19 protein-coding genes are annotated in these 22,554 nt (G+C 41.3%); 15 read left to right on the top strand and 4 right to left on the bottom strand.

Translation table 11 applies throughout. The features are described 5' to 3' along the window. Nucleotides 1–71 precede the first annotated feature (71 nt). Nucleotides 72–725, top strand: a complete 654-nt coding sequence (locus tag L4C37_RS16400) for a sugar O-acetyltransferase (RefSeq protein ID WP_429769192.1) — start codon at nucleotides 72–74, stop codon at nucleotides 723–725. Between the two features lie 24 nt (nucleotides 726–749). Here the strand turns inward: L4C37_RS16400 and L4C37_RS16395 are convergent, their stop codons facing one another. The 3 genes from L4C37_RS16395 to L4C37_RS16385 form a co-directional block, all read right to left on the bottom strand. Further along, nucleotides 750–1,670 (bottom strand): pyridoxal-phosphate dependent enzyme, encoded by a 921-nt coding sequence (locus L4C37_RS16395; RefSeq protein WP_273294084.1) that lies wholly within the window; start codon nucleotides 1,668–1,670, stop codon nucleotides 750–752. Between the two features lie 116 nt (nucleotides 1,671–1,786). Next, entirely contained in the window at nucleotides 1,787–3,067 is a 1,281-nt protein-coding gene (locus L4C37_RS16390) for a sensor histidine kinase (protein WP_273294085.1), read from the bottom strand. Continuing rightward, nucleotides 3,064–3,741, bottom strand: a complete 678-nt coding sequence (locus tag L4C37_RS16385) for a response regulator transcription factor (RefSeq protein WP_137372514.1) — start codon at nucleotides 3,739–3,741, stop codon at nucleotides 3,064–3,066. The genes L4C37_RS16390 and L4C37_RS16385 overlap by 4 nt, the downstream gene beginning before the upstream one ends. 128 nt (nucleotides 3,742–3,869) lie before the next feature. Here L4C37_RS16385 and L4C37_RS16380 point away from each other — a divergent pair, with 128 nt between their 5' ends. The 13 genes from L4C37_RS16380 to L4C37_RS16320 all read left to right on the top strand — a co-directional run bounded on the left by L4C37_RS16380 (nucleotide 3,870) and on the right by L4C37_RS16320 (nucleotide 17,325). After that, nucleotides 3,870–4,889, top strand: a complete 1,020-nt coding sequence (locus tag L4C37_RS16380; protein ID WP_273294086.1) for a glycosyltransferase family 2 protein — start codon at nucleotides 3,870–3,872, stop codon at nucleotides 4,887–4,889. Next, complete coding sequence (locus L4C37_RS16375; RefSeq protein WP_273294087.1) at nucleotides 4,886–6,367, top strand: ArnT family glycosyltransferase; 1,482 nt, start codon at nucleotides 4,886–4,888, stop codon at nucleotides 6,365–6,367. Before L4C37_RS16380 ends, L4C37_RS16375 begins: the two co-directional genes overlap by 4 nt. Further along, nucleotides 6,357–6,752, top strand: coding sequence for a GtrA family protein (locus tag L4C37_RS16370; protein ID WP_137372517.1), 396 nt, complete (start codon nucleotides 6,357–6,359; stop codon nucleotides 6,750–6,752). The genes L4C37_RS16375 and L4C37_RS16370 overlap by 11 nt, the downstream gene beginning before the upstream one ends. 128 nt (nucleotides 6,753–6,880) lie before the next feature. Continuing rightward, entirely contained in the window at nucleotides 6,881–7,516 is a 636-nt protein-coding gene (locus L4C37_RS16365) for a hypothetical protein (protein WP_137372518.1), read from the top strand. A gap of 41 nt (nucleotides 7,517–7,557) precedes the next feature. Continuing rightward, nucleotides 7,558–7,926, top strand: coding sequence for a response regulator (locus L4C37_RS16360; RefSeq protein WP_137372519.1), 369 nt, complete (start codon nucleotides 7,558–7,560; stop codon nucleotides 7,924–7,926). A 9-nt stretch (nucleotides 7,927–7,935) separates the two neighbouring features. Further along, on the top strand, nucleotides 7,936–8,217 hold the full coding sequence (locus L4C37_RS16355) for an STAS domain-containing protein (RefSeq protein ID WP_429769191.1): 282 nt from the start codon (nucleotides 7,936–7,938) through the stop codon (nucleotides 8,215–8,217). Next, nucleotides 8,207–10,471 (top strand): chemotaxis protein CheA, encoded by a 2,265-nt coding sequence (locus L4C37_RS16350; RefSeq protein WP_429769190.1) that lies wholly within the window; start codon nucleotides 8,207–8,209, stop codon nucleotides 10,469–10,471. Before L4C37_RS16355 ends, L4C37_RS16350 begins: the two co-directional genes overlap by 11 nt. A 2-nt stretch (nucleotides 10,472–10,473) precedes the next feature. Continuing rightward, nucleotides 10,474–12,498, top strand: coding sequence for a methyl-accepting chemotaxis protein (locus tag L4C37_RS16345; protein WP_240701702.1), 2,025 nt, complete (start codon nucleotides 10,474–10,476; stop codon nucleotides 12,496–12,498). Nucleotides 12,499–12,546: 48 nt separating this feature from the next. Further along, nucleotides 12,547–13,110, top strand: coding sequence for a chemotaxis protein CheW (locus L4C37_RS16340; protein WP_429769189.1), 564 nt, complete (start codon nucleotides 12,547–12,549; stop codon nucleotides 13,108–13,110). Continuing rightward, nucleotides 13,107–13,667, top strand: a complete 561-nt coding sequence (locus tag L4C37_RS16335; RefSeq protein ID WP_273294090.1) for a chemotaxis protein CheW — start codon at nucleotides 13,107–13,109, stop codon at nucleotides 13,665–13,667. Before L4C37_RS16340 ends, L4C37_RS16335 begins: the two co-directional genes overlap by 4 nt. 138 nt (nucleotides 13,668–13,805) lie before the next feature. Next, nucleotides 13,806–14,621 (top strand): CheR family methyltransferase, encoded by an 816-nt coding sequence (locus L4C37_RS16330; RefSeq protein ID WP_137372523.1) that lies wholly within the window; start codon nucleotides 13,806–13,808, stop codon nucleotides 14,619–14,621. Further along, a complete protein-coding gene (locus tag L4C37_RS16325; RefSeq protein WP_429769188.1) occupies nucleotides 14,618–15,691 on the top strand; it encodes a protein-glutamate methylesterase/protein-glutamine glutaminase in 1,074 nt (357 codons plus the stop codon). The genes L4C37_RS16330 and L4C37_RS16325 overlap by 4 nt, the downstream gene beginning before the upstream one ends. Beyond that, the gene (locus tag L4C37_RS16320) at nucleotides 15,688–17,325 is read left to right on the top strand and encodes a bifunctional diguanylate cyclase/phosphodiesterase (protein WP_429769187.1); all 1,638 of its coding nucleotides are present in this window, start codon (nucleotides 15,688–15,690) and stop codon (nucleotides 17,323–17,325) included. Before L4C37_RS16325 ends, L4C37_RS16320 begins: the two co-directional genes overlap by 4 nt. 112 nt (nucleotides 17,326–17,437) lie before the next feature. Here L4C37_RS16320 and L4C37_RS16315 read toward each other — a convergent pair whose 3' ends face one another. Continuing rightward, nucleotides 17,438–19,858, bottom strand: a complete 2,421-nt coding sequence (locus tag L4C37_RS16315) for a YgiQ family radical SAM protein (RefSeq protein ID WP_408063448.1) — start codon at nucleotides 19,856–19,858, stop codon at nucleotides 17,438–17,440. Between the two features lie 170 nt (nucleotides 19,859–20,028). On the opposite strand from L4C37_RS16315, the gene L4C37_RS16310 reads away from it, so the two are divergent. After that, nucleotides 20,029–22,512: an EAL domain-containing protein gene (locus L4C37_RS16310; RefSeq protein ID WP_429769186.1), complete on the top strand. Its 2,484-nt coding sequence runs from the start codon at nucleotides 20,029–20,031 to the stop codon at nucleotides 22,510–22,512. Nucleotides 22,513–22,554: the final 42 nt, after the last annotated feature.

The following is a 22,554-nucleotide window of genomic DNA, read 5'->3' as shown; positions in this document are numbered from 1 at the left end:
TAGCGTGTTTCATACTATCACCTTGAATATATCAGTTACCTAATACAGCGGTCATATTTAAGGTGAGAATGATGGAAACCAAATCAAAACTAGGAAGTAAAGATCAGTTAGATAGCCAAGACAAGTTACACAGTGGGGATGTGTACTTTTGTGATGACGAATCGTTAGCGCATCAACAAATGCAGTGTTTAGACATTCTATATGACTTTAATCAGACTCGACCAAGTGAAATAAAAAAGCGCGGTGACATTTTACATGCGCTGTTTGCTGAAATCGGTGATGATTGTTATGTTGAGCCGCCATTACGAGCCAACTGGGGAAAGCATACTCATCTAGGTAATAACGTGTATGCAAACTTTAATTTAACCCTAGTAGACGACACTCATATCTATATCGGCAATTCCGTCATGATTGGACCCAATGTGACGATTGCTACGGCAGGGCACCCTATAGAGCCTACTCTACGTTTAAAAGTGGCTCAGTTTAACATTCCCGTACATATTAAAGATAATGTTTGGATTGGGGCTAACTCCGTCGTATTGCCTGGGGTCACAATAGGTGAAAACTCCGTTATTGGAGCTGGTAGTGTGGTAACCCAAGATATCCCGAGTGGTGTTGTTGCAGTCGGAAACCCCTGTCGTGTCATGCGTCCTATCAATGAACGAGATCGAGAGTTCTACTACAAACAGCGAAGAATAAATCTAGCCCCAAATGTTACAGAGTAAAAAATTTCCTAATTTGCATCGCTCTTAGTTTGAGCTTTGAGCTTGCATGTCAGGGAATTTTCTTTGGTATCTAGGCAGCATTGACTCATTACCTAAAATGCCACCTTGGTGAATATACAAGATAGTTTTGGTCGGGTTCTCTTCTTGCCACTTTTCTAAGCATTGCCACATAAGAGGGTCGTAAAGTAGGTCAAACTCAACATCGGTTTCATATTCTAGATCTAACCAAGTTTGGTAATCTTTAGCGTACAGTTTTCCAAAATGGTGCTTGTAGTCGAGTGATAATATTTGCGGATGGTCAGTTTCATTGAGTTCATTGAATTGAGCCGTTAAATACTCACTCCCCCCCACACAAGGGCAGGTTAACACTGGGATATTATGTATTTTTAGATACTTATGGAGATACAGAGCAGTGCAGCCAGTCCCGGATGGAAGGGCGACAACAAAGTCATGATTAGGCTCAAACCGGGTCCAGCTCAGTACTTCCATCGCTAACTGCTTAATACCGTATTCAGATAAAGTGGAACGCCCGCCTTCAGGTAAAAATATACAGTGAGAGTCTGGTTGCCTTATTTGGGTAATGTAATCAGCAGGGTGAAGCCCAGTTTCAGTTTTACCTACTTCAATGATTGTTGCACCTAAATCTAAAGCGCCACGATAGTTCCCTAAAGGACGTTCAATTAGCCATTTGGGTATATGATCGACATAGAATTCAAATTTCCAACCACGGATTCTTGCTAAAGCCGCTAAAGAATAAAATGAGTTCGCTTGTGCAGAACCATAACTTATTAAAGTGGTTGTGTTTGGGTGGCTATCTTCTAATAGCTTCATGAACTTTCGGGCTTTGTTGCCAGAAAAATGTGAATGAAGTTGGTCGTCTCGTTTTAAGAAGAAAGTACGGTCGTTAATTTGGTGCTGAGTGATTGGGCTGTTAGTTAACTTCATAATTAGGCTAGCTAGAACGGATTATGGAATTATCTAGGAGTGGTTTTGAGCTGTAAATGGATAGCATCAAACTTTAGTGATAAATGCAGCGTTATGGAGCTGCATTTATGCAGAGACTAAGGGCTAACGAACTCATGCTTGAAAATGATTTGAGCTACACAACCACCAGTAGGCCGATTTTTTAATTCAAAATCCCACTCGAAACGGTTACACAGGTCTTCAACCACCAGTAAACCTAGCCCGTGACCATTAGGGTTATATTGCTCCTGTAGCCCCTCACCTTCATCTTCAATGCTTATCTGAGAGTCAGTTAATGTGATGTGAACTTTGCCATTAGAAGACGTTGCCGCAATAGCATTTCTTATCAAATTGCCAATCAACATATTCATAATCGCGTCAGTTGCGTGAATGTTTGGCTCACTTTCAACTTGTGTTAGTAGGCTTATCTCTTTCTCATTCGCCTGGGCAGAGTTTTGTTCAATAATGGCGTCAAGTTCATCCTTGGTAAAAACGCGAATGGGTGAATCATCGCTGTTTCTTTCATAGCGAACTAAGCCTAATAAAGCATCGACCATAGTCGACATTTGAATGATTGCGTCGTCGATTCGATCAACTTGGCGGCTTTGAAAGTCGGTCATTTCACTGCGCTGTAATAGCTTATTTGCACCTCTGACTACGGTTAATGGAGTGCGTAGTTCATGGCTGGCATATCGCGCAAAAGCTTGCTCACGTTTTACGAGCGAATTAATTTCACGGCGGTATTCATTTAATTGCTCAGTTAACTTTCTAAACTCAACTGCAGCTCCATCATTCACAGAAAACTCTTCATTGAGATCTTGTTTATTCGTCTCAAGTTGTTCTGCTAACGAGTTGAAAGGTTCAATAAGGCGTTTAGACAAGCGATATAACAAAGCCCCAAAACTGAATGATAAAATGGCGAAGAGAGTAAGGACTAATATACTCGAATAAATTAACTCATTGACGGAAAACTCCACCCTGTCAATTTCAGAGAGTAGCACCAGTGGGTGAGTTTCCCCTTTGTCGGAATATTCACCAATATAAAGCATTCTAGAGTGAGGGTCGTCGCCCACTTCCCCGATGAAGCTATCGATACCATTAATGTATTGATTATATGCCTTGGGAATAATCGAAAGGTCATTATAAGCGACAGTGAGAGAGTCAATTTGTATGACACTGTCATTGCTTGACCGAAAAAGTTCAATAGCCGCATTTCGATCGATCAGGATTCTTCGTTCACCTACTCTATCTTCAGAAATGTATAAAGCGGCATTAAAAATAACATAAATGAATCCGGCAATAATCACAGACATCAATGCAAAAAATAGAGCGAGCCGCCCCGTTAAGGTTTTTGTGCTTGATACTAGATTAAGGATCAATTGGGCTGCTCCAAGCGGAATCCAACTTTAGGTACGGTAATCAACATTTGTTTAGCGAAAGGTTTGTCTAATTGGTTACGTAGTTGGTAGATATGGCTGCGAAGTACGTCATTATTAGGTTCGTCTTCTTCCCATAATTTGTAGGAGATCTCTTCTCTAGTGACGACTTGCGGGGCGCTTTGGCATAGCATTTCTAGAATAGTGTACGTGGTTGGATTCAGAGCCAGCAATTTATCTTGGCGATAAGCTTTTCGAGTCTTTTGGTCTATGGTTAATTCGCTAAATTGAAGCTTAGTAGAAGCGACATTTCCACGGTAGCGGCGAACCAAGGCTTTCATTCTTGCTTCAAGGATATCTAAATCAAAAGGTTTAGTGAGGTAGTCGTCGGCACCGTGATCAAAGCCTTTGAGCATGTCTTCTCGGCTATCTAAAGCGGTGAGCATTAAAATGGGCGTTGCATTGCCAGCCTCACGTAATTTATTACATACCGTTAAACCATCCATCCTTGGGAGCATAAGGTCTAATATAATAATGTCAAAAGAGTTCTCTAAAGCAAGTTGTAAACCTAGCTCACCATTATCGGCATAATCTAATTCCATTCCAATGCATTCAAAGTAATCAAATAGTACGCCAGCAATCTCGCGGTTATCTTCAACTAACAAAACTCGTTTCATGGATTTCTCATGTAGTAATTGACCTTACTCATCATCCTGATTGAGCGTGAAAAATATGTCAACAACATAACTTTCATGAAGGGACCGTTATGCTATTGATAGTTTAAATAGATATAGAAGATAGCCTTATGCCGAAGTTAAAAATTAGACACAATACTATCCATAATGAGCATATAAAGCCTGCGATTTCCTTATCCATCATCGTTCCTTTTTTTAATGAAGAAGAAGTACTCGGTGAGTTTCATTCACGTTTAACTTCGGTGCTAGATGGCTTAGAAGAGAACTGTGAAATTGTTTATATCGATGATGGGAGTACCGATAAAAGCTTAGCATTGGTTGAAAGTTTTAAGTCGGTGAATAGCGCTATATCGGTTATTGGATTAAGTCGAAATTTTGGTAAAGAAGCGGCGATGAGTGCAGGTTTGGAGCACTGTCGTGGGCAAGCGATCATTTTATTGGATGCGGATCTTCAAGATCCCCCCGAGTTGATTCCTGAAATGATGGCAAAATGGCGTGAAGGCTATGATGTCGTCAATATGCAGCGTAAAGAGCGCAATGGCGAAACTTGGTTCAAAAAATTCTCAGCAGCAAGCTTTTATCGAGTAATGAATATACTCGTTAAAATAGATGTGCCGGAAAATGTGGGTGACTTTCGCTTATTAAGCCGTGAAGTTGTGGATCACATAAACCAGCTTCCAGAACGTAATCGTTACATGAAAGGCATTTTCTCTTGGCCTGGGTTTAGGCAAACCACTATTCAATTTAATCGAGATGCTCGTTTTTGTGGTGAAACTAAATGGAACTATTTGAAGTTGGTTGGCTTAGCGATGGACGGCATCACTTCTTTCTCTATTCGCCCGCTTCGTATCGCTTCTGTGGTTGGTGGCTTAGTTGCTTTAAGTGCCTTTGTTTACGGCATGTTTATCGTTTTTAAAACCATGATGTTTGGTGAAGCCATTTCTGGTTACCCTTCAATGATGGTCGTGCAATTGGCGTTAGGTGGTATTCAACTTTTAAGCATTGGGCTTTTAGGGGAATACATCGGGCGTATTTTCATTGAAACCAAAGGTCGTCCTTTGTACTTAATCCAATCCGTTGCCGACAAACCAGCATTAAAAAACAGTTTGATACTTGAGGAATCAGCATGAGCTTCAGCTTAAATAGAACTCACTTATGGAGCTTACTTGCCTTTGCTCTTTTACTTAGGCTGATCTCGTTAGCCACATACCCGTTAATGGACACAACTGAAGCACGCTACGGTGAAATGGCTCGGTTGATGGTTGAAACCGGTAATTGGCTAACACCACAATTTGATTACGGCATCCCTTTTTGGGGTAAGCCGCCATTGTTTACTTGGATGAGTGCTGTAGGCATTGAATTGTTTGGGCTAAATGAATTTGCTGTTCGTGCCCCACATTGGCTTGCAGGCGTAATGACTATTGGCATTATTGCTTATATGGCGAAAAGAACAGGGCAAAGTGCTTTGGTTGCCTGCGTGGTATTAGCAACCTGCGGAATTTTCTCGATTGCGGCAGGTGCCGTGATGACAGACATGGCGCTGACATTGGCAATGACCATGGCTATGGTTGGTTTTTACTTCTGTTGGAAAGGCGATGGTAGCGATAAAACCAATAAACTTTGGGGTTACCTTGGATTTGTTGGGCTAGCGTGTGGCTTGCTAGCTAAAGGTCCGGTAGCGGTCGTGATTATGGGCATTGCTGTTTTTCCATGGTTAGTATTGCAGCACGGTTTAATTGGCGCGTTTGTTCAGTTATGGAAGCGTTTTCCAATTGTTTCGGGCATCGTTATTATGCTGGTTATCGCATTACCTTGGTACATTATGGCTGAAGCTGCAACACCGGGCTTTATCGATTACTTTATTATAGGTGAGCACTTTAAGCGCTTTGTTGTGAGCGGTTGGGAAGGGGATTTATACGGCTCGGCTCATGATGAGACAAGAGGAATGATTTGGGTATTCTGGATTCAATCTGCAGCGCCTTGGTCTATTGTGTTACCTATCTTGGCGTTCGTGCGAAGAGATAAAGTAAAGCTGGCGAACTCAGAGCATCCCGGGCTATTTTCATTTTTGATTTGCTGGTTAATCTCGCCGCTAATTCTGTTCACTATGGCTGGCAATATTTTACCTGCTTATGTTTTACCTGGTATTCCGGCTTTAGGCTTACTGATAGCAATGTTGGTGGTAGAAAAAGATAAGAAGTGGTTCTCTAGTGTTGCTCTTATTCTGCCAGTGATATTAATGATTGCTATGTTGCTTTTGAACTTGGGCAAAGCCAACCAGAAAAGTGACCGCGTTATTTTTGAACATATTGTAGATGATGCCCCAAGCTTTTACATTGGCTCTCGTCCTTTCTCCGGACAATTTTATAGCCAAGGGCAAGCAAAGAAACTGATGGATATAAACCAACTAAACGATGTTTCAAAATACTATTTAATTGGTAAAAAATTGGAAGTTGAAGCGGGTATCCGTGACCATGCACTGACTTGTGTTTTAGAGCCAACCCCAGAAGCGAAACGTGTTCTGTTTACCTGTACGAATACTGGTGTGCAAGGTGAATTAGTGACTCAGTTAAATAAAGACGCAACCATGGCTTTGAATGAACAGTAAAATCGTTAAGTTTGCCCTTGTTGGTGCAGGTGGCTTTGTCGTCGATTGCACTGCTTTTGCCATACTGCATTACTGGATCGGTTTACCTTTGATGTGGGCAAGAGGAGGGGCATTTATTGTTGCCGCAACCAGCACTTGGTTTGGAAATCGAGTGCTGACTTTTGAATATAAAGGTAACGGTTCATGGAGAGATAACGTAAAGCAATGGCAAAAATTCATGCTGTCAGCGTCTTTTTCCGCGGTACCCAACTTAGTGTGCTTTAAAGTGGTTAGCGGACTATTACCTACTTTTACTGGTGTAATGTTTATTGCGATGGCTATCGGAGTTTTAGTCGGAATGGTGAGTAATTATCTTCTCAGCCAGTATTGGGTTTTTGCTCGCTAACTTATCTTTAATTCATTATTTGGTGGCAAGTGTGTGTGCCAAATAATGAACTTTCAAATTAATCATCAACTTGCTGAATATGAACTAATCTATAGAAAGGACAATAGTAAAGCTAAGTAGGTTAGTTGATGAATAACACCACATTGCCCATATTATTGAGATCTATTTGTGTATTGGGCATCGTTTCTTTTGTAACGCTATTCTTATGTTTTGGGGCCGTACCACAAGTTTTAGCTGCAAGCCTAACCATCGCGGTTTTAGGCGGCTTTCTTGTTACATATTTTCAAATACAACCCCGTACTTTACCTTCTGACGAACTCTATCAAGTCCTCTTTTCTGTTAATAACGTTCTACTCCCTAAACTTGTTCGACAACTTGATTATTCTTGCCAAGACTCATCCAATTCCGTCGATCAACTAGCCTCTCTTTTCAAACAACTATCCGATCAATCCAACAAAATTTGTGGGCTTTTATCATCACAAGAATTAACGGTAGAGCAATGCCAACGCGCCACAGAAAAAGTTAAAAAAATTCATAATAAAATCATCTTACTTCTTCAATTTGGAGATAGAACTCAACAAATGCAATCTGGTGTTTTAGAGGCGTTGCATTTAATCAGCAGCCAAGTTGAAGCTGTATTAGATGACCCCAGTAAAACCAATACCTATTTTGATGAAAAGAACTTACTAGAAGCGATAGATAAAATTGAATCAAGAACAAGCAGCCACGAAGAAGTACGTAGAGATGATGTAACTTTCTTTTAAAGAAACACTCAGACCATGAACTTGGGAATAAGAGGTTAAAGATGAACAAAACAATACTGATTGTCGATGATTCAGAATCACTGAGGCAAGTTGTCAGCATCGCTTTAGTTGGTGCTGGCTACAATGTGATAGAAGCTAAAGATGGGCTAGATGGTTTAGCGAAATTAGATGGTACTAAAGTTCATTTAATTATTAGTGACGTCAATATGCCGAACATGAATGGTATTGATTTTGTAGAAGCAGTTAAAGAGCTCGCCAAGTATAAATTTACCCCCATTATTATGCTCACTACTGAAAACCAACCTTATTTGATGGAGGAAAGCCGCAAAGCTGGTGCAAAAGCGTGGTTAGCGAAACCTTTCAGACCAGATCAAATGCTGCAAGCTGTATCGAAAATATTAGAGTCGTAGGGAGGGGAAATGCCAGGAAATTATACCTATATATTGCCCGACGAATTCACCATTTACGAAGCCTCGGAAGTTTATTGCAATATCAGCGAACAACTGAATACTCATGGTCAATGTCAGATTGATGGTTCAAGAGTCGAAGAAGTCGATACGGCAGGTATTCAAATCTTGTGTAAGTTTCTTCATGATAAAAGTTTGAAGAATATTTCCCTTGTGGAGCCAAGTGCACGATTGCAAAGTGCATTTTCACTGCTGGGTCTTGAGTCGATGAGTACGCCAAACCATGACGAATGAACTTCAAGCGGCGCTCAGTACATTCGTTAATGAAGCTCGTGAATTGTTGGTGGATTTAGAGCAAGCATTACTTGAAGTTGACGGGCTAGGGCAAGAACCTAAGTCGGACAAAATTAACTCGATGTTTCGCTCTATTCATACGATTAAAGGGAGCGCGGGCTTATTTGGCTTGGATGAAATAGTCGAAATCAGTCACCGATACGAAACGATTTTGGAGCAGGTTAGAGACCAAAACAGGTCTTTAACTCAAGAGCTTATCGACTTGGGTTTGAAAGTCTGTGACGTTTTAACTGATCTTATAAACTTCATTGGTAAGCCAATAGAAGGTGAAATCCAACAGCGTTATCTTAATTTATACGTAGAACTTGATAAGCATTGCCCTCGAGTCAGTTCGAATGCAAAAGCAGATTCAAACAATCAATTGAGTAGTCATCGCCCCCTTGGCACTTCCCTTCAGCTTGCACAATCTTGGCATATATCATTCAGACCCTATCCTAAAGTGTTTCAAGATGGGCTAGACCCCAAAGCTTTTGTTCGATATTTGAGTCAACTTGGTACGATTGAAGCAATCGCTGTGGTTGATGATGGTTTATTTCCATCTGCTGAACATGACGATTCTCAGTCATTAGAGTCATTTCAATCAGAAGAATTTGACCCGGAAATTTGTTATTTGGGGTTTGAAATCCAGCTAAGTACATCGGCAACTCAGCAAGAGATTGAAGATGTGTTTGAGTTCATACAGCAAGATGCTGACATTCAGATCATTCCACCAGACAGCGATGTCAAAACGTATATAGAGCTGATCAATCACCTTCCTGAATCGAATCAAAAGTTAGGTGAAATACTGGTTCATTGTGGGGCTTTGACTGCTCATGAATTGTCGCAAGGGTTAGTGCAACAAGAGAAGCATAAGGCACAAGAAACGAGTCATGAAGCTGTCGTGAATCATGAAGTTGAAGGCGGTATTGATAGTAAGTTATCTATCTCACCTTCTGAAAACATATTGACCCAAGCTGCCATTACTAATCAACACAACAAAATTCATAACAATAAAACGCTAAGAGTTGAAGCCGATAAGCTAGACAAGTTAATTGATCAAGTGGGTGAAATTGTCATTACTGGCGCCAGAACCACTTTACTAGCCCATGAAACGGGCAATGAAGACTTGATTGAAACCATCGTTCAATTGGAGCGGTTAGTTGAAAATATCAGAGATAGCTCATTACAACTGAGGATGGTTCAGGTCGGAGACACCTTTAATAAATTTAAGCGGATTGTGCGTGATGTGGCTTTATCTGTCGGAAAACAAGTGACATTGCAGATCAATGGCGCGGAGACAGAATTAGACAAAACCTTCATCGAAAAACTCAGTGACCCTTTAACCCATATTATTCGCAACGCTATCGATCACGGTATAGAACCACCAGAACAAAGAGTTCTCATGGGTAAGCCAGAAATAGGGACTATTTCATTAAATGCTTATCATGATTCGGGTTCGATTGTCATTGAAGTTCTGGATGACGGTAGAGGTTTAGATAAAGAACGGGTGATCGCTCAAGCGATTGAACAGGAGTTAATCACCAAGGCGAATCACTTAAATGAAAGAGATATATTTGCTCTCATTTTCGAACCAGGTTTTTCAACATCAGAGCAAGTGACCAATTTATCTGGTCGCGGCGTGGGCATGGATGTCGTGAAACGGAACATCGAGCAGCTTCGTGGCAATGTTGAAGTGATCAGTGAACCTAATTTAGGAACGCAAGTCACCATACGCTTGCCTCTGACTCTGTCGATTATTGACGGCTTCCTATTTGAAATAGCAGGGACAAGTTATGTCATCCCACTTGATAACGTCGTCGAATGTTTAGAGCTTCATGAAGTTGCTCCTGATGATGTGCATGAGGGGAGAAATTTCATAGACCTTCGTGGGGAAGTACTGCCTTTTTTACGGCTTCGGGAATGGTTCGGAGCTGAAGATGAGGTCAATCACTCTCAAGAATCTTTAGTCATTGTGCAATTTGGAACACTCAGAGCGGGGTTAGTTGTCGACTCATTGCTTGGTGAATTTCAAACCGTGATTAAACCACTGGGCCGTTTATTTGAAGGTCTTAAAGGCGTTAGCGGCGCCACAATTTTAGGTAATGGCGTTGTTGCCATTATTTTAGATGTATTTTCTCTCATTCAATCAGCGGTTAGCCGACAAGAGCTTGATTGCCTTGAAAAAAATATGGATAGCGACGAGCAAGGAGCATAGCAATGCTAAATAAATTATCCATCAAGAATAAAATAATTCTCGCCATGCTTACCATGGGGGCGTTATTTCTCATTATTGCGATTTCGGTTCAAGTGAAGAACCGAGCTATTGAAGGCTATGCAATAAGCGTTGGGAGCTACGACATTCCTGAGGCGATCTTATCTTTGGCAATGCTTGATGAGTTGGGAGATATGAACTCAAATGTATTGGAGTTCATCACCGGAGAAGCAGAAGAAAAAGAAGATTTTAGAGCAAATCACACCGAACTCATTACTTTTTTTGAAGAGCTTAAACAGCTTCAAACCGTTGATGCTGTCTCTATGAGACAACTCGAAGAACTTTCAGAACGGTATTTTACAGATGCACAGTCGCTGGTCTTCAATGTGTTTGACCCCACGAGAGAGCAGCAAGCCGCAGATAAATATGACTACCTGATAGAAGAGTTTGCGATTCCGTTGGAGCGCTTGCTAGATACATTAAAAGAAGAGGAAGTGGCTGATGCTGGTAGCTCAGGCAGTTTTGAGGAAGTCGTGAAAGATGATCTGCAAGGGGTGAGGTATTACCTTGAGTTAATCGATGAGCAAGGTGACATGATGTCGGCGTTAAATGCCTACATGAGAGGAGAGACGGGGGCCGTTAATCAATTTGAGCGGGAAGCGAGAAACTTTGCCGATTTCCTCAAAGAAATTAAACCGTTGGAGCGCCGCCCAGAAGAAATTCAGAGCCTCGCTGAAGTAGAAAGAATGTATGAAGAGTTGTATAGCGGAGGCCGGGATATCTTTGCGACTTATAATCCAAGAGACAAAATTAATGCCGCAATTGAAATCGATAAATTGGAGCATGAAGTCTTCAATAAATTGGAAGATATTTTAGAGAGCATCAACAACAATGCGAGTGACCAAAGTAACCAATCCTTAGATGAACTTATTACTGCGGCTCGTGACAGTATTTCTTTGGTGTGGGGGCTGTTAGTAGCTGCAGTATTGCTGGCAATTGCAACTGCTTTGTTTTTGATTAGAGGCATTGTTATGCCAATTAAAGCCTTAGCAGAAGCGGCAGAAGATTTACGTTCTGGGGAGGGGGACTTAACAAGACGAATTCCTGATTTTGGACAAGATGAAATTGGTGAAACAGCAAAAAGCTTTAATGGGTTTATTGAGCGTTTACAAAATATTTTGCTAGATATTCAAGCATCAGTTGAAGCCATTGCTCACAGTACTAATGAGGTGAGTACCACTTCTAAAATGTTGAGCTCTACCTCTAACCAACTGGCCACCAGTGTGGAAGAAACCAGTGCTTCTCTTGATCAAATGAGCTCTTCAATATCAATGAATACGGATAATTCCAAAGTAACGAATGGTATTGCAACTCAGTCGAGCGCAGAAGCTCATGACGGCGGACAAGCAGTAAATGATACGGTCAATGCAATGACGGAAATTGCGCAAAAGATTGGAATTATTGAAGATATTGCCTACAAAACTAATCTATTAGCACTGAATGCAGCTATAGAAGCGGCACGGGCTGGTGAACACGGTAAAGGCTTTGCCGTTGTGGCAGATGAAGTTAGAAAACTTGCAGAAAGAAGCCAAGTTGCAGCCCAGGAAATCAGTACATTAGCGGACAACAGTGTGAAAGTGGCACAACATGCTGGAGACATGTTGAATCGAATGGTGCCGAACATTCAAAAAACTGCAGACTTAGTTCAAGAAATCACAGCCGCATCTACAGAGCAAAGTACAAGTGTTGCTGAAATCAACCGAACAGTTTCTCAGCTTGACGATATTGCTCAACAAAATGCGTCGGCGTCTGAAGAATTGGCATCAACTGCCATCATGGTACAAGAGCAAACTGGTGAAATTCGTAAGACGGTTAATTTCTTCAAGCTTAAAAAAGCCGACCCGTATTCCCAAAGTCGACATAATCAATCTGGACCTCTTAATTACAGTCATACGCGGAACGATATTATTCAGCCAGCAGAGAAGAAAAACATGAAACATGTCGATGGTTTTATCCCATTTGATGATTAACAGCTGTGTAGGAAGTGCGCTAGATAAAGGAAATTGAGTGAGGTCCAAATGAGATTGAGTGGCTTAAGAGTAGAACCGACAGATAAGAGCACGGTTGTTGAAAGTGAGAAATACTTAGAGTTTAAAGTGGATGGAAAACTATTCGCTTATAACATTAATAAGGTCGCTGAAATTATGGAGTTTCCGGAAATTGAATCTATCCCTCTGTCTCCAGGTTTTCTCTTAGGAGCGATAAATCTAAGAGGCGATGTCATTCCAATAATCGACTTAGCGATTTGCTTGAATCGGGTCTCAACCCCAGTGACTGCGAAAACGTGTGTGGTTATATCCGATGTGGATTATCAAGGTACCGTCTATAAAGTAGGGAATAAAGTCGATATCGTCACTCGTGTTATGGATATTGAAACAGTCCAAATAGATAAAGCGCCCGATCTTGCGGGTCAATTGGAACATCGAGTTCTGGTTGGAGTTGCTAAGTTAGATAACCGACTATTATCAATCCTTAATGTCGATTCATTAATGACTCATGCTCAGCTGGATTGGTTAAAGGAATCTCAGTTCTGCGATGAACAAAATTTGGCGCAGTTACAGGCATTAGGGAGAGATGTGTGAATCAAGCTAGTTCGGAACAAGAGGTAATGGAAGATGCCCATTCAATAAGTGCCTGCTTATTAGTAGATATTGGTGGTGAAGTCTTTGGTATTTCAGTCGGCAGTGTCAAAGAAGTGATTGAATTCGAATCAATCACTACAGTACCGATGTGCTCTGGCAAAGATGGAAACGGCATTGTGAGTGGTGTCATTAACGTAAGAGGCAGCGTAGTACCTGTCATTGATGCAGGAAAGCGTTTAGGGCTACAGCATGAGAAAGCTTACGATAAATACAGCTGCATTGTCTTGTACGAAAGTTACGATGAAGCCAGTAATGTGGTGGTGACTGTAGGTATTTTAGTTAATCGAGTAAAAGCAATTGAAGGTTTAGCACAAGAGGCCTTAACCGATGCTCCCTATTTTGGTGTGCATATTCCTGCTCACTTTGTCTCAACAATGGCGCGTATAGAAGATCAGGTATTTATCATTTTAGATATGCCCGTTTTACTGAATTTATCGTCAATTAATCAAGACATCCTGTCGAATCAGAAGCAACTCTTTAACCAACTTTTGAGTTGAAGGTGCAGGTTTTACAAGCTAGTCGCTTTTTAAAAGATAGAGCGGATTATTTAAAATTAACGCAGAACATTAAAAGCTAACGCAGATCATTAAAAGCTATAAACGGATTGGTATAGCTCTATAAAGGCGATTTCACCTATGACTGAACTGAGTGATTCTGGCTTCAAGCATATTCAACGCTTATTTGAAAACCACACAGGTATTCAATTAGCGGATCATAAAAAAATGGCAGTTGCGAACCGGTTATTTGGTAGATTAAATCACTTTAATTTTGACGATTTTGGTGATTACCTGAGTTTGTTAGATCAAACATCACACCAGCGAGAACTTCAAATTTTCATCGATAAACTCACAACGCATGAAACCTATTTTTTTAGAGAAAAAGACCAATTTGATTGGTTAGAAGAACACCTTTCCCAATATAAAAATCAAGAACCATCCCATACCATATCGATTTGGAGCGCAGCATGCTCAAGCGGAGAGGAAGTCTACAGTCTAGCGATGATACTCCATGCAAACCTAGGAGGTGACGGTTGGAATGTATTTGGAAATGATATTTCAGAAGTGGCGATTCAAACCGCTCAGGTTGCTAACTACCCCATTAAAAAAGCGCAACGAATTCCTAAACCTTATCGAAATGCTTACTGTTTAAAGGGGGTGGGTGAATTCGAAGGGAAATTTACCCTGTGCGAAGAGATCAAGCGGCGTTGTATGTTCACCTCTCACAACTTACTTCAATTCGACCAAGAAACATCGATTAAATTTGACATTATCTTTCTACGGAATGTGCTCATCTATTTCACACCGATGAAACAAAAAGAAATCGTGGATAAGGTGATCGATAGGCTCAGTTTCGGCGGGCATTTATTTTTAGGGCACAGTGAAAATATTGTTCGTGACCATAGCGAACTTGAGCAGGTTGAACGCTGTATTTATAAGAAGGTCTCTCTATGACGATTAATGTTTTTATTGTTGATGATTCAGCCGTAATAAGGCAGGTATTAGGTGAAGTGGTGAATGCTGACCCTGACCTTAAATTAATAGGAGTAGCGCCAGATCCTGTTCTTGCCATTCGAAAAATGAATAAGCATATGCCAGATGTCATTTTACTTGATATCGAAATGCCAAAAATGGATGGCATAACTTTTCTTAAAAAGGTAATGACTGAGCACCCAATTCCCGTTGTTATTCTATCTGCTCTTACTGAATCTAACCCTGACTTGTGTTTAGAAGCGTTATCTTCAGGGGCGGTAGAGGTTGTGAATAAACCCTCGAGCAATTTGAGTCATTACCTTCAGTCTTCTGAAATTCAAGGGCTTTTAAGTGGAATTAAACGGGCCGCAAAAATGAAGGTTCGCCCTGTTAGATACCTTGGGGAGGCGAGTTTCAGAAAACGTTATTCAGCAGATGTGATTATTGAACAGGAGCGCCATCATCAATCGGTCAAAACTGATGAAGTGATCGTTGTTGGAGCTTCAACTGGCGGTACAGATGCGATAGAAAAGCTCCTCATGGGTATGCCAACAGGAAGTCCGCCAATAGTGATAGTGCAGCACATGCCAGGAAAGTTTACGAATGCTTTTGCTCAACGGTTAAACACAGTGCTACAGCATCGAGTTGTAGAAGCTGAAAACCGTCAGAAGCTGGTGGCAGGATCGGTCTATATTGCACCTGGTGACGTACATACTATGATTAGTAGAGTAGAGCAAACCTACTTTATTGAACTTAAGGATGGTCCTCTTGTAAGCCGTCACAAGCCTTCAGTTGATGTTCTGTTTCGTTCAGCTGCACAACATGTTGGTGAAAATTGTATTGGGGTCATTATGACAGGAATGGGGGATGACGGAGCTCAGGGAATGGTGGAGTTAAAAAGAGTAGGGGCTTACACGCTAGCTCAGAGTGAAGACAGTTGTTTGGTATTTGGGATGCCAAAAGAAGCGATAGCTAGAGGGGGCGTTGATAAAGTCTGTTCACTGCAGAACTTGCCTTACCATATTCAAAAAACGATGGTGGGCAATGCATGACATATTCTAACCAAGCAACAGAGTCACTAGGGCTCATTAATATCATTATTAATGAACAAGGTTATATCAGTGATTTGTCTGAACAGGCCGCTGAACTATTTCGAATGGAAATGGGTGACAATATATTTTCAGCTTGTCCGATAGAATTTCTCGATGAACATTACCAACCATACCCCTGCATTGATAACCTGTGCGAAAAAATTGCTAAGCAAACTAGTGAGTGCACACTTACTCCCTATGATTTTGAATGTGGGTTAAGTTACCCAGATCGCAATGTCGTTTGGCTTAAAATACACGTTGTAGTTCGAGAGTCCTCTTTGGTTTTACACTGCAGTGATATTGGAGAACTCGTTGCAGCAAGGCGTTTGAATCGTCAACTATCAATACAAGATCCGCATACAGGCCTACTGTATCGAGAAGCTTTTTTAACGAAGATTAAAGAAGAAAACCGACACGGAACCGTATGTTGTGTTCGAATATGCAATTACCAAAGGATTAATGAAATTTGGGGGGCTGCAGTTGCTAACCTAGTGTTCATGGAAATTTTAGCGCGAGCCTATACCGAAACGAATAATGCGATTTGCAGTAAGCATTCCACAGACAGCTTCATTGTGTTTGTTCCCAGTGAAGACTCCTTAGATATTGAACATTTCTATTCGTTATTGAATGAGCCTTTCCATTTTAACGGGCGTCACTTTTTCAGTAATGTTGCCCTTGGCTATTATCAAGAAAAGCCCTCAGATGAACACGAGCAAAGCTTGAATAAAGCTGAAATGGCAATCTTAGATGTATCTGCCGAAAGAATCAGGTTAGCTGAATTTCAAGAAGATCTGGCTAAGCAAATTGAACATCAAAATAACCTAGAAATGGAATTTAGGTCTGCAATTAATGATGATTTGAATAAACATTTTCATACCACTTTCCAACCTATCCACTGCTCTCAAACTGGCAAGGTTGTCGGGGGAGAGTGTCTGATTCGCTGGGTACTTAATGGCAAAATGGTGTCACCCGTCGAGTTTATTCCTATTTCGGAAAAAACTGGAGATATAGGTTTGCTGACTCAGTTTAACATTCGCCAACTAGGTGAAATGGTCAGAGAGCTGGAGAATAAAGGAATAGATACTTCGAAGTATTTGTTTGCTTTAAACATCAGCGTGGTTGAGATCCTTGACGTAGATTTTGTAGATAAGCTAACAGAATGCATAAAGCTAAATGGGTTGGTGTCGGAGCAGGTAAAGCTTGAGCTGACTGAGTCGGCATTAATTGATAATTTCAATTACGTAAATCTGGTTCTAGAACAGGTACAAGATCTCGGCTTTAGAGTCTCGATTGACGACTTTGGAACCGGTTTTTCGAGCTTAAGTTACTTATGCCGATTAAGGTTTGATGAAATCAAGATCGACCGAGAGTTTGTTACGAATGTCGTTAGTGATAGTAAGCTTCAAACCGTTTTTAACTCGATTGCGTCTTTAGCCACAAACTTGAATAAACCTGTGGTAGCGGAAGGGGTCGAGACTTTAGAGCAGCTGATTTATGCCCAAGCGAAAGGGATTGAGTATATTCAAGGGTATTATTTCAGTAAGCCTCTACAAAAAGATGACTATATTTATCACTTGATGAGTAATCAGATTTAGAGATCAGTTCAGCAAGCGAGAGTATGAATAATGCAAAATAGGCTACAAAAAAGCGCAGCTAAATAGCTGCGCTTTGCGTTTTTATGATAGCGAAATAAATTGGTTCGCTATATTAGCGTTGTGCTGCACGCTGGCGATTCTTTCCGTTACTAGCAGGTTTGCCACCTTGACCATTCCCCGCTTTGTTGCGATTTGGCTTACCATTGCCTTGAGATTGATGACCACCAGGTCCTTTCTTAATAAAACCACTTGCAGGCTTACGACTGTTACCACTATTGCTACCACCAGCGTTTTGGTTGCCGTTACCTTGATTACCACCGCCATGGTTAGCATTGCCTTGGTTACCCGCTGGCTTTTTGCCGCCCGGTTTTGGCTTATTGCCACCTGGTTTATGGTTGCGTGGGCTCTCGCCACCAAGACCTGGCTGAGACTTACTGTGTTTAGTCGCAAAACGTTGTGAGCCATGACGACCCGATTTACGGCGTTGCGCTGGCGTTTGTGCATCAAAATCTTCTTCAGGAACCAAGCAATTTGGCTTATCACCAATCAGGTGTTTTTTACCCATACTGATTAGTGCTTCACGAATGATTTTCCAGTTATCTGGATCATGGTAACGCAATAGTGCTTTGTGCAAGCGACGTTGACGGTCACCTTTAGGAACTGGTACATCTTCACGCTTCTTGTATTTCACACGCTTCAGAGGGTTTGTCTCTGAGTAATACATCGAAGTCGCGTTACACATTGGTGATGGGTAGAAGTTCTGAACTTGGTCACATTCGTAGTTATGCTTCTTCAACCACATCGCAAGGTTTAGCATATCTTCATCTTCAGTACCTGGGTGAGCCGAGATGAAGTAAGGGATCAAGTATTGCTTTTTACCCGCTTCCGCGCTGTACTTTTCAAACATTTCTTTGAAACGATCGTAAGTACCCATGCCCGGCTTCATCATTAGGTCAAGAGGACCTTTTTCAGTATGCTCAGGTGCAATCTTCAAGTAACCACCAACGTGGTGAGTAACAAGTTCACGAACGTATTCTGGTGATTGAATCGCTAAATCGTAACGAACGCCTGAAGCGATCATCACTTTTTTAACGCCTTTCACTTTGCGAGCTTCACGATACAAATCAATCGTGTGCTGGTGATCTGTGTTTAGCTTTTCACAGATTTTAGGGAAAACACAAGAAGGGCGACGACAGTTAATTTCTGCTTTTGGATCAGAACAACCTAGGCGGTACATGTTCGCAGTAGGACCGCCTAAATCAGAAATTGTGCCGGTAAACCCAGGAACTTTATCGCGAATTTCTTCTAACTCTTCAATGATCGATTCTTTAGAACGGTTTTGAATGATACGACCTTCATGTTCTGTGATAGAACAGAAAGAACAACCACCAAAACAGCCACGCATGATGTTCACTGAAGTTTTAATCATGTCGTATGCAGGGATTTTAGCTTTGCCATACATCGGGTGTGGTACGCGCGCATAAGACAAACCAAAAACATAATCCATTTCTTCCGTTGAAAGAGGGATAGGCGCTTGGTTAACCCAAAGTTCACGGTCACCGTGGCGCTGAATTAAGGCGCGACCGGAGTACGGGTTTGTTTCTAAATGCAGAATACGGCTAGCGTGAGCGTAAAGGATACGGTCATTGTTTAGCTTTTCGTAACCAGGGATACGAACGGCTGTTGTTTTTGCATCGTGACGAGAAGGGCGAATTGTAATAGGTTGCGCTTTTACTTCTTCAGCTTTTTCATCTTTCTTAGTATCGCATTGCGTTTCTACTTCGTAAGGGTTAACCGGAACATACGCTTTATTCGGCTTTTCAATACGAGAAGAGTCAATGATTTTAAAGCCTTCAGGGGCTGCTGCTATATTGATTGCAGTACCACGGATATTGGTCAGCGTTGACATATCTTCGCCGTCTGCAATTCGGTGTGCTACTTCAACCAGAGCTCGTTCAGCGTTGCCAAACAGTAGGATGTCAGCTTTTGCATCAAACAATACAGAGCGACGAACTTTATCCGACCAGTAATCGTAGTGCGCAACACGTCGTAAACTTGCTTCGATACCACCAAGAACGATTGGCGTGCCTTTGTAGGCTTCGCGACAACGTTGAGAATAAACCAGAGTTGCACGGTCAGGACGCTTACCACCTTCGTTGTTTGGCGTATAAGCATCATCGTGGCGTAATTTGCGATCAGAGGTGTAGCGGTTGATCATGGAATCCATGTTACCCGCTGTGATGCCAAAGAATAGGTTAGGTTTACCTAGCTTCATGAAGGCATCTTTATTGTCCCACTTTGGTTGAGCAATAATACCCACGCGGAAACCTTGAGCTTCTAGCAGACGACCAATAATAGCCATACCAAAGCTCGGGTGATCAACGTAAGCGTCACCAGTTACAATAATAATGTCACAGCTGTCCCATCCAAGAGCATCCATCTCCTTTCTACTGGTAGGCAAAAAAGGTGCGGTTCCGTAGCACTCGGCCCAGTATTTTTTGTGTTCATGAATAGGAGTGATATCGCTGTACATATTTCAACCTCTGATTTTTGAGGCGGGAATTATAGCGAGATGTAGTAAGACTAGCTAGCGGAACATACCCCTGAAAAGTTTACTGGCATTATTGAGCTTGAATTTTTGTTTAGAAAGCTAGTTGAATATGAGCTATTGTTAGTATACCTGCCCTATGCATTGAGGTGAGCATGGAAGCTGCCCAAGTTTTTAGCACAGATACTCCTGAGGTAATCACTGACAAGGTGGACCCACATACCCTTTTTGATTGGGATTTAAACCTTGCCAGTAAAGAGTTTGAATGTGACTTCGCATCATTAAATCTACTACTTAAACCCACTCATATCATTAAAACCTATTTTGACGTAATTAACCTGATGACCATGAGGTTCCAAAATAAATTAAAACAAGCGATGAAAAATGCCTTAAATTCGGGCGATGGTCAGTTCGTTAGTTGTTGTTTGTCTACAGAAAATGGCACGCTTACCTATGTTGAAATATATATGGAACTTGGAGCTCCTAATTGCTTGAAAGGCACAATTCGTCCCTTATTTGCTTTTACTTCTAGCAGTGAAATTGCCAATATTTTTGGTGCCCTTTTTGAAAGCTCACAATACGGTATTGTGGTTACAGATGAAGACACGCGAATTATCGCTTGTAACCAATATTATGAAAAACAGTCTGGTTATGAGTGCTCTTCACTTGTAGGGCTTAGAACGTCTATTTTTAATGCAGGAAAGCACTCCAACCAATTTTATAAGAAAATGTGGACGGCATTACACGAGCAAGGTTCTTGGTCTGGGGTTATGTTGGCGAGGAATAATTCTGGTGCGGTTTATCCACAAAATATGACAATTCAAAGAGTGGAGCCATCGGAAGGAAAAGTGTATTACGTGGCTTTTACAACCAATCTGTCTGAAAGCTTATCGTCAATTGCAGAGAAGAACTTAGGTGGTATTGATTTACTGACTCAGCTACCAACGAAAGAAAGAATGTTAACCCAGCTTGAAGCTTTGCTTGAATCAAAAGAGCAGGAGACGGGAATACTCGTATTGAGTATTAAGCCTCAGTTTGATCAAGAGTGGGTGTTTGATGATCAAAAAATCTTCTCCGACATTTTGTCGCATAATCGTGGTTCTCGTATTACAGGTTATGCGGGCAGTGGAACTTATATAGCATGTATAGAATTTGTGATATCTGATCAAAAGCAGTTCGTACAATCTCTTAATAATGCGGTTCGGTATTACTTCCTAGGGCTTAAAACCGTTGCAAGTGAAAGGTTATATGCGGCTATTTCTAAAGGACAGGTTGGGGCTTCAATTCTAGATGTTGACGCAGATAAGCCTAGTCGGCTCTTGTCACATGCGGTGCAGGCAATGATCGGTGCTAAAGAGTTTGGAGGTAAATCTATTAATTATTTCCACAGTAATACCCATAAGGAAATGGTGAAGAAGCAGCAATTGGAAATAATAGTTCAGAATGCAATAAACGATCAGCAGCTTAATGTCCACTACCAACCGATTGTAAATGCTCAAACAGGAAAGGTAATGATGTTTGAAGCATTATGCCGTTTTCCTTGTGTGGATGGTGAGACGTTTAATACACAAGTTATGGTCGAAATAGCAGAGGAATTAGGGCTGGTTGTTGATCTTGATAGAGCCATCGCAATGAAAGCTCTATCTGATCATGATGAACTTCGTCGTATTTTTGGAGAAGGTGTAGGGCTGACTTTGAATTGCTCGTTAAGAACGAAAGACAGCACGCAAAAAGCATTGGTGGATACAGCAAAATTGGTTTGCGCAAACACAGAACGCCCAGATCTGATCACGATTGAATTAACTGAAAGTGGCCAGTTCTTTAGTAAGGATGAACAAAATAGTGCAGTAGGACGTATTCGAGCGTTAGGTCTCAGTGTCGCTATTGATGACTTTGGTTCTGGATATTCTTCTATTTCATATTTAAGTGAAAGTAAGTTTAATAAGCTTAAAATTGATCGAGAGCTGATAATTGATATTCACGAAAGTACATGTAAGCAAAATATCATCGAAATGGTGACCAAATTGGCACACACATTAGGTGTCGAGGTGGTGGCAGAAGGTATTGAAAAGCCGGAAGAACTACGCATCATGCAGTTAGCAAATGTGGATTATATTCAAGGATATTTATTTGATAAACCGAGAGAGCTGAGCGAATTATTGGCAATGTACGGTGATCAAGAGGGCGTAGGTCCTTTTGAGGAAATGGCCCAAACACACGTTGATACTAAGTCAATCCTCTCTTTGTTTCGTAATGCACCACCGCAAATGAGCCCAGGTGATCCATTGTCATTGGCTGTTCAAAATTTGAAACGAGATGGGATTAAAATGGTTCCTGTCACCGTTGACAGTAAATGCGTAGGGCTGCTGGATCAGCAAATGGTGAACCTGCATATGACGCCAAGTATGGGGACGGATTTAGAATCAGCTAAAGAAGCGAAGATCTGGAGTAAGCCGATTAATCAAATTATGTCTGTCGATTTCTCTGTAATAAATGTGAACAAATCTTTAGATGAGATCCCTAGATTAATTGAAGAAGGAGTGCAATTCCCTTGGGTATTAGTCAACGACGCTGAACATTATAAAGGGATGTTAAATGAGTCTGATTTACTTAAATATTGTTTGCCTTGGAGCGGATAAACAAGATCTTTTAATAATTCTTAGTGAGTGTTTTTTCTAGTA

Origin of the sequence: Vibrio kagoshimensis, assembly GCF_050337535.1 — a bacterium.
Taxonomy (GTDB): Bacteria; Pseudomonadota; Gammaproteobacteria; order Enterobacterales; family Vibrionaceae; genus Vibrio; species Vibrio gallaecicus.
This window is presented reverse-complemented; position numbering and strand designations above follow the sequence as displayed.

Excerpts from the sequence above, each read along its gene's own strand:
- L4C37_RS16400 (WP_429769192.1), top strand. The coding sequence starts at position 72 with ATGGAAACCAAATCAAAACTAGGAAGTAAAGATCAGTTAGATAGCCAA.
- L4C37_RS16395 (WP_273294084.1), bottom strand. The coding sequence starts at position 1,670 with ATGAAGTTAACTAACAGCCCAATCACTCAGCACCAAATTAACGACCGT.
- L4C37_RS16385 (WP_137372514.1), bottom strand. The coding sequence starts at position 3,741 with ATGAAACGAGTTTTGTTAGTTGAAGATAACCGCGAGATTGCTGGCGTA.
- L4C37_RS16380 (WP_273294086.1), top strand. The coding sequence starts at position 3,870 with ATGCCGAAGTTAAAAATTAGACACAATACTATCCATAATGAGCATATA.
- L4C37_RS16375 (WP_273294087.1), top strand. The coding sequence starts at position 4,886 with ATGAGCTTCAGCTTAAATAGAACTCACTTATGGAGCTTACTTGCCTTT.
- L4C37_RS16370 (WP_137372517.1), top strand. The coding sequence starts at position 6,357 with ATGAACAGTAAAATCGTTAAGTTTGCCCTTGTTGGTGCAGGTGGCTTT.
- L4C37_RS16365 (WP_137372518.1), top strand. The coding sequence starts at position 6,881 with ATGAATAACACCACATTGCCCATATTATTGAGATCTATTTGTGTATTG.
- L4C37_RS16360 (WP_137372519.1), top strand. The coding sequence starts at position 7,558 with ATGAACAAAACAATACTGATTGTCGATGATTCAGAATCACTGAGGCAA.
- L4C37_RS16355 (WP_429769191.1), top strand. The coding sequence starts at position 7,936 with ATGCCAGGAAATTATACCTATATATTGCCCGACGAATTCACCATTTAC.
- L4C37_RS16350 (WP_429769190.1), top strand. The coding sequence starts at position 8,207 with ATGACGAATGAACTTCAAGCGGCGCTCAGTACATTCGTTAATGAAGCT.
- L4C37_RS16345 (WP_240701702.1), top strand. The coding sequence starts at position 10,474 with ATGCTAAATAAATTATCCATCAAGAATAAAATAATTCTCGCCATGCTT.
- L4C37_RS16340 (WP_429769189.1), top strand. The coding sequence starts at position 12,547 with ATGAGATTGAGTGGCTTAAGAGTAGAACCGACAGATAAGAGCACGGTT.
- L4C37_RS16330 (WP_137372523.1), top strand. The coding sequence starts at position 13,806 with ATGACTGAACTGAGTGATTCTGGCTTCAAGCATATTCAACGCTTATTT.
- L4C37_RS16325 (WP_429769188.1), top strand. The coding sequence starts at position 14,618 with ATGACGATTAATGTTTTTATTGTTGATGATTCAGCCGTAATAAGGCAG.
- L4C37_RS16320 (WP_429769187.1), top strand. The coding sequence starts at position 15,688 with ATGACATATTCTAACCAAGCAACAGAGTCACTAGGGCTCATTAATATC.
- L4C37_RS16315 (WP_408063448.1), bottom strand. The coding sequence starts at position 19,858 with ATGTACAGCGATATCACTCCTATTCATGAACACAAAAAATACTGGGCC.
- L4C37_RS16310 (WP_429769186.1), top strand. The coding sequence starts at position 20,029 with ATGGAAGCTGCCCAAGTTTTTAGCACAGATACTCCTGAGGTAATCACT.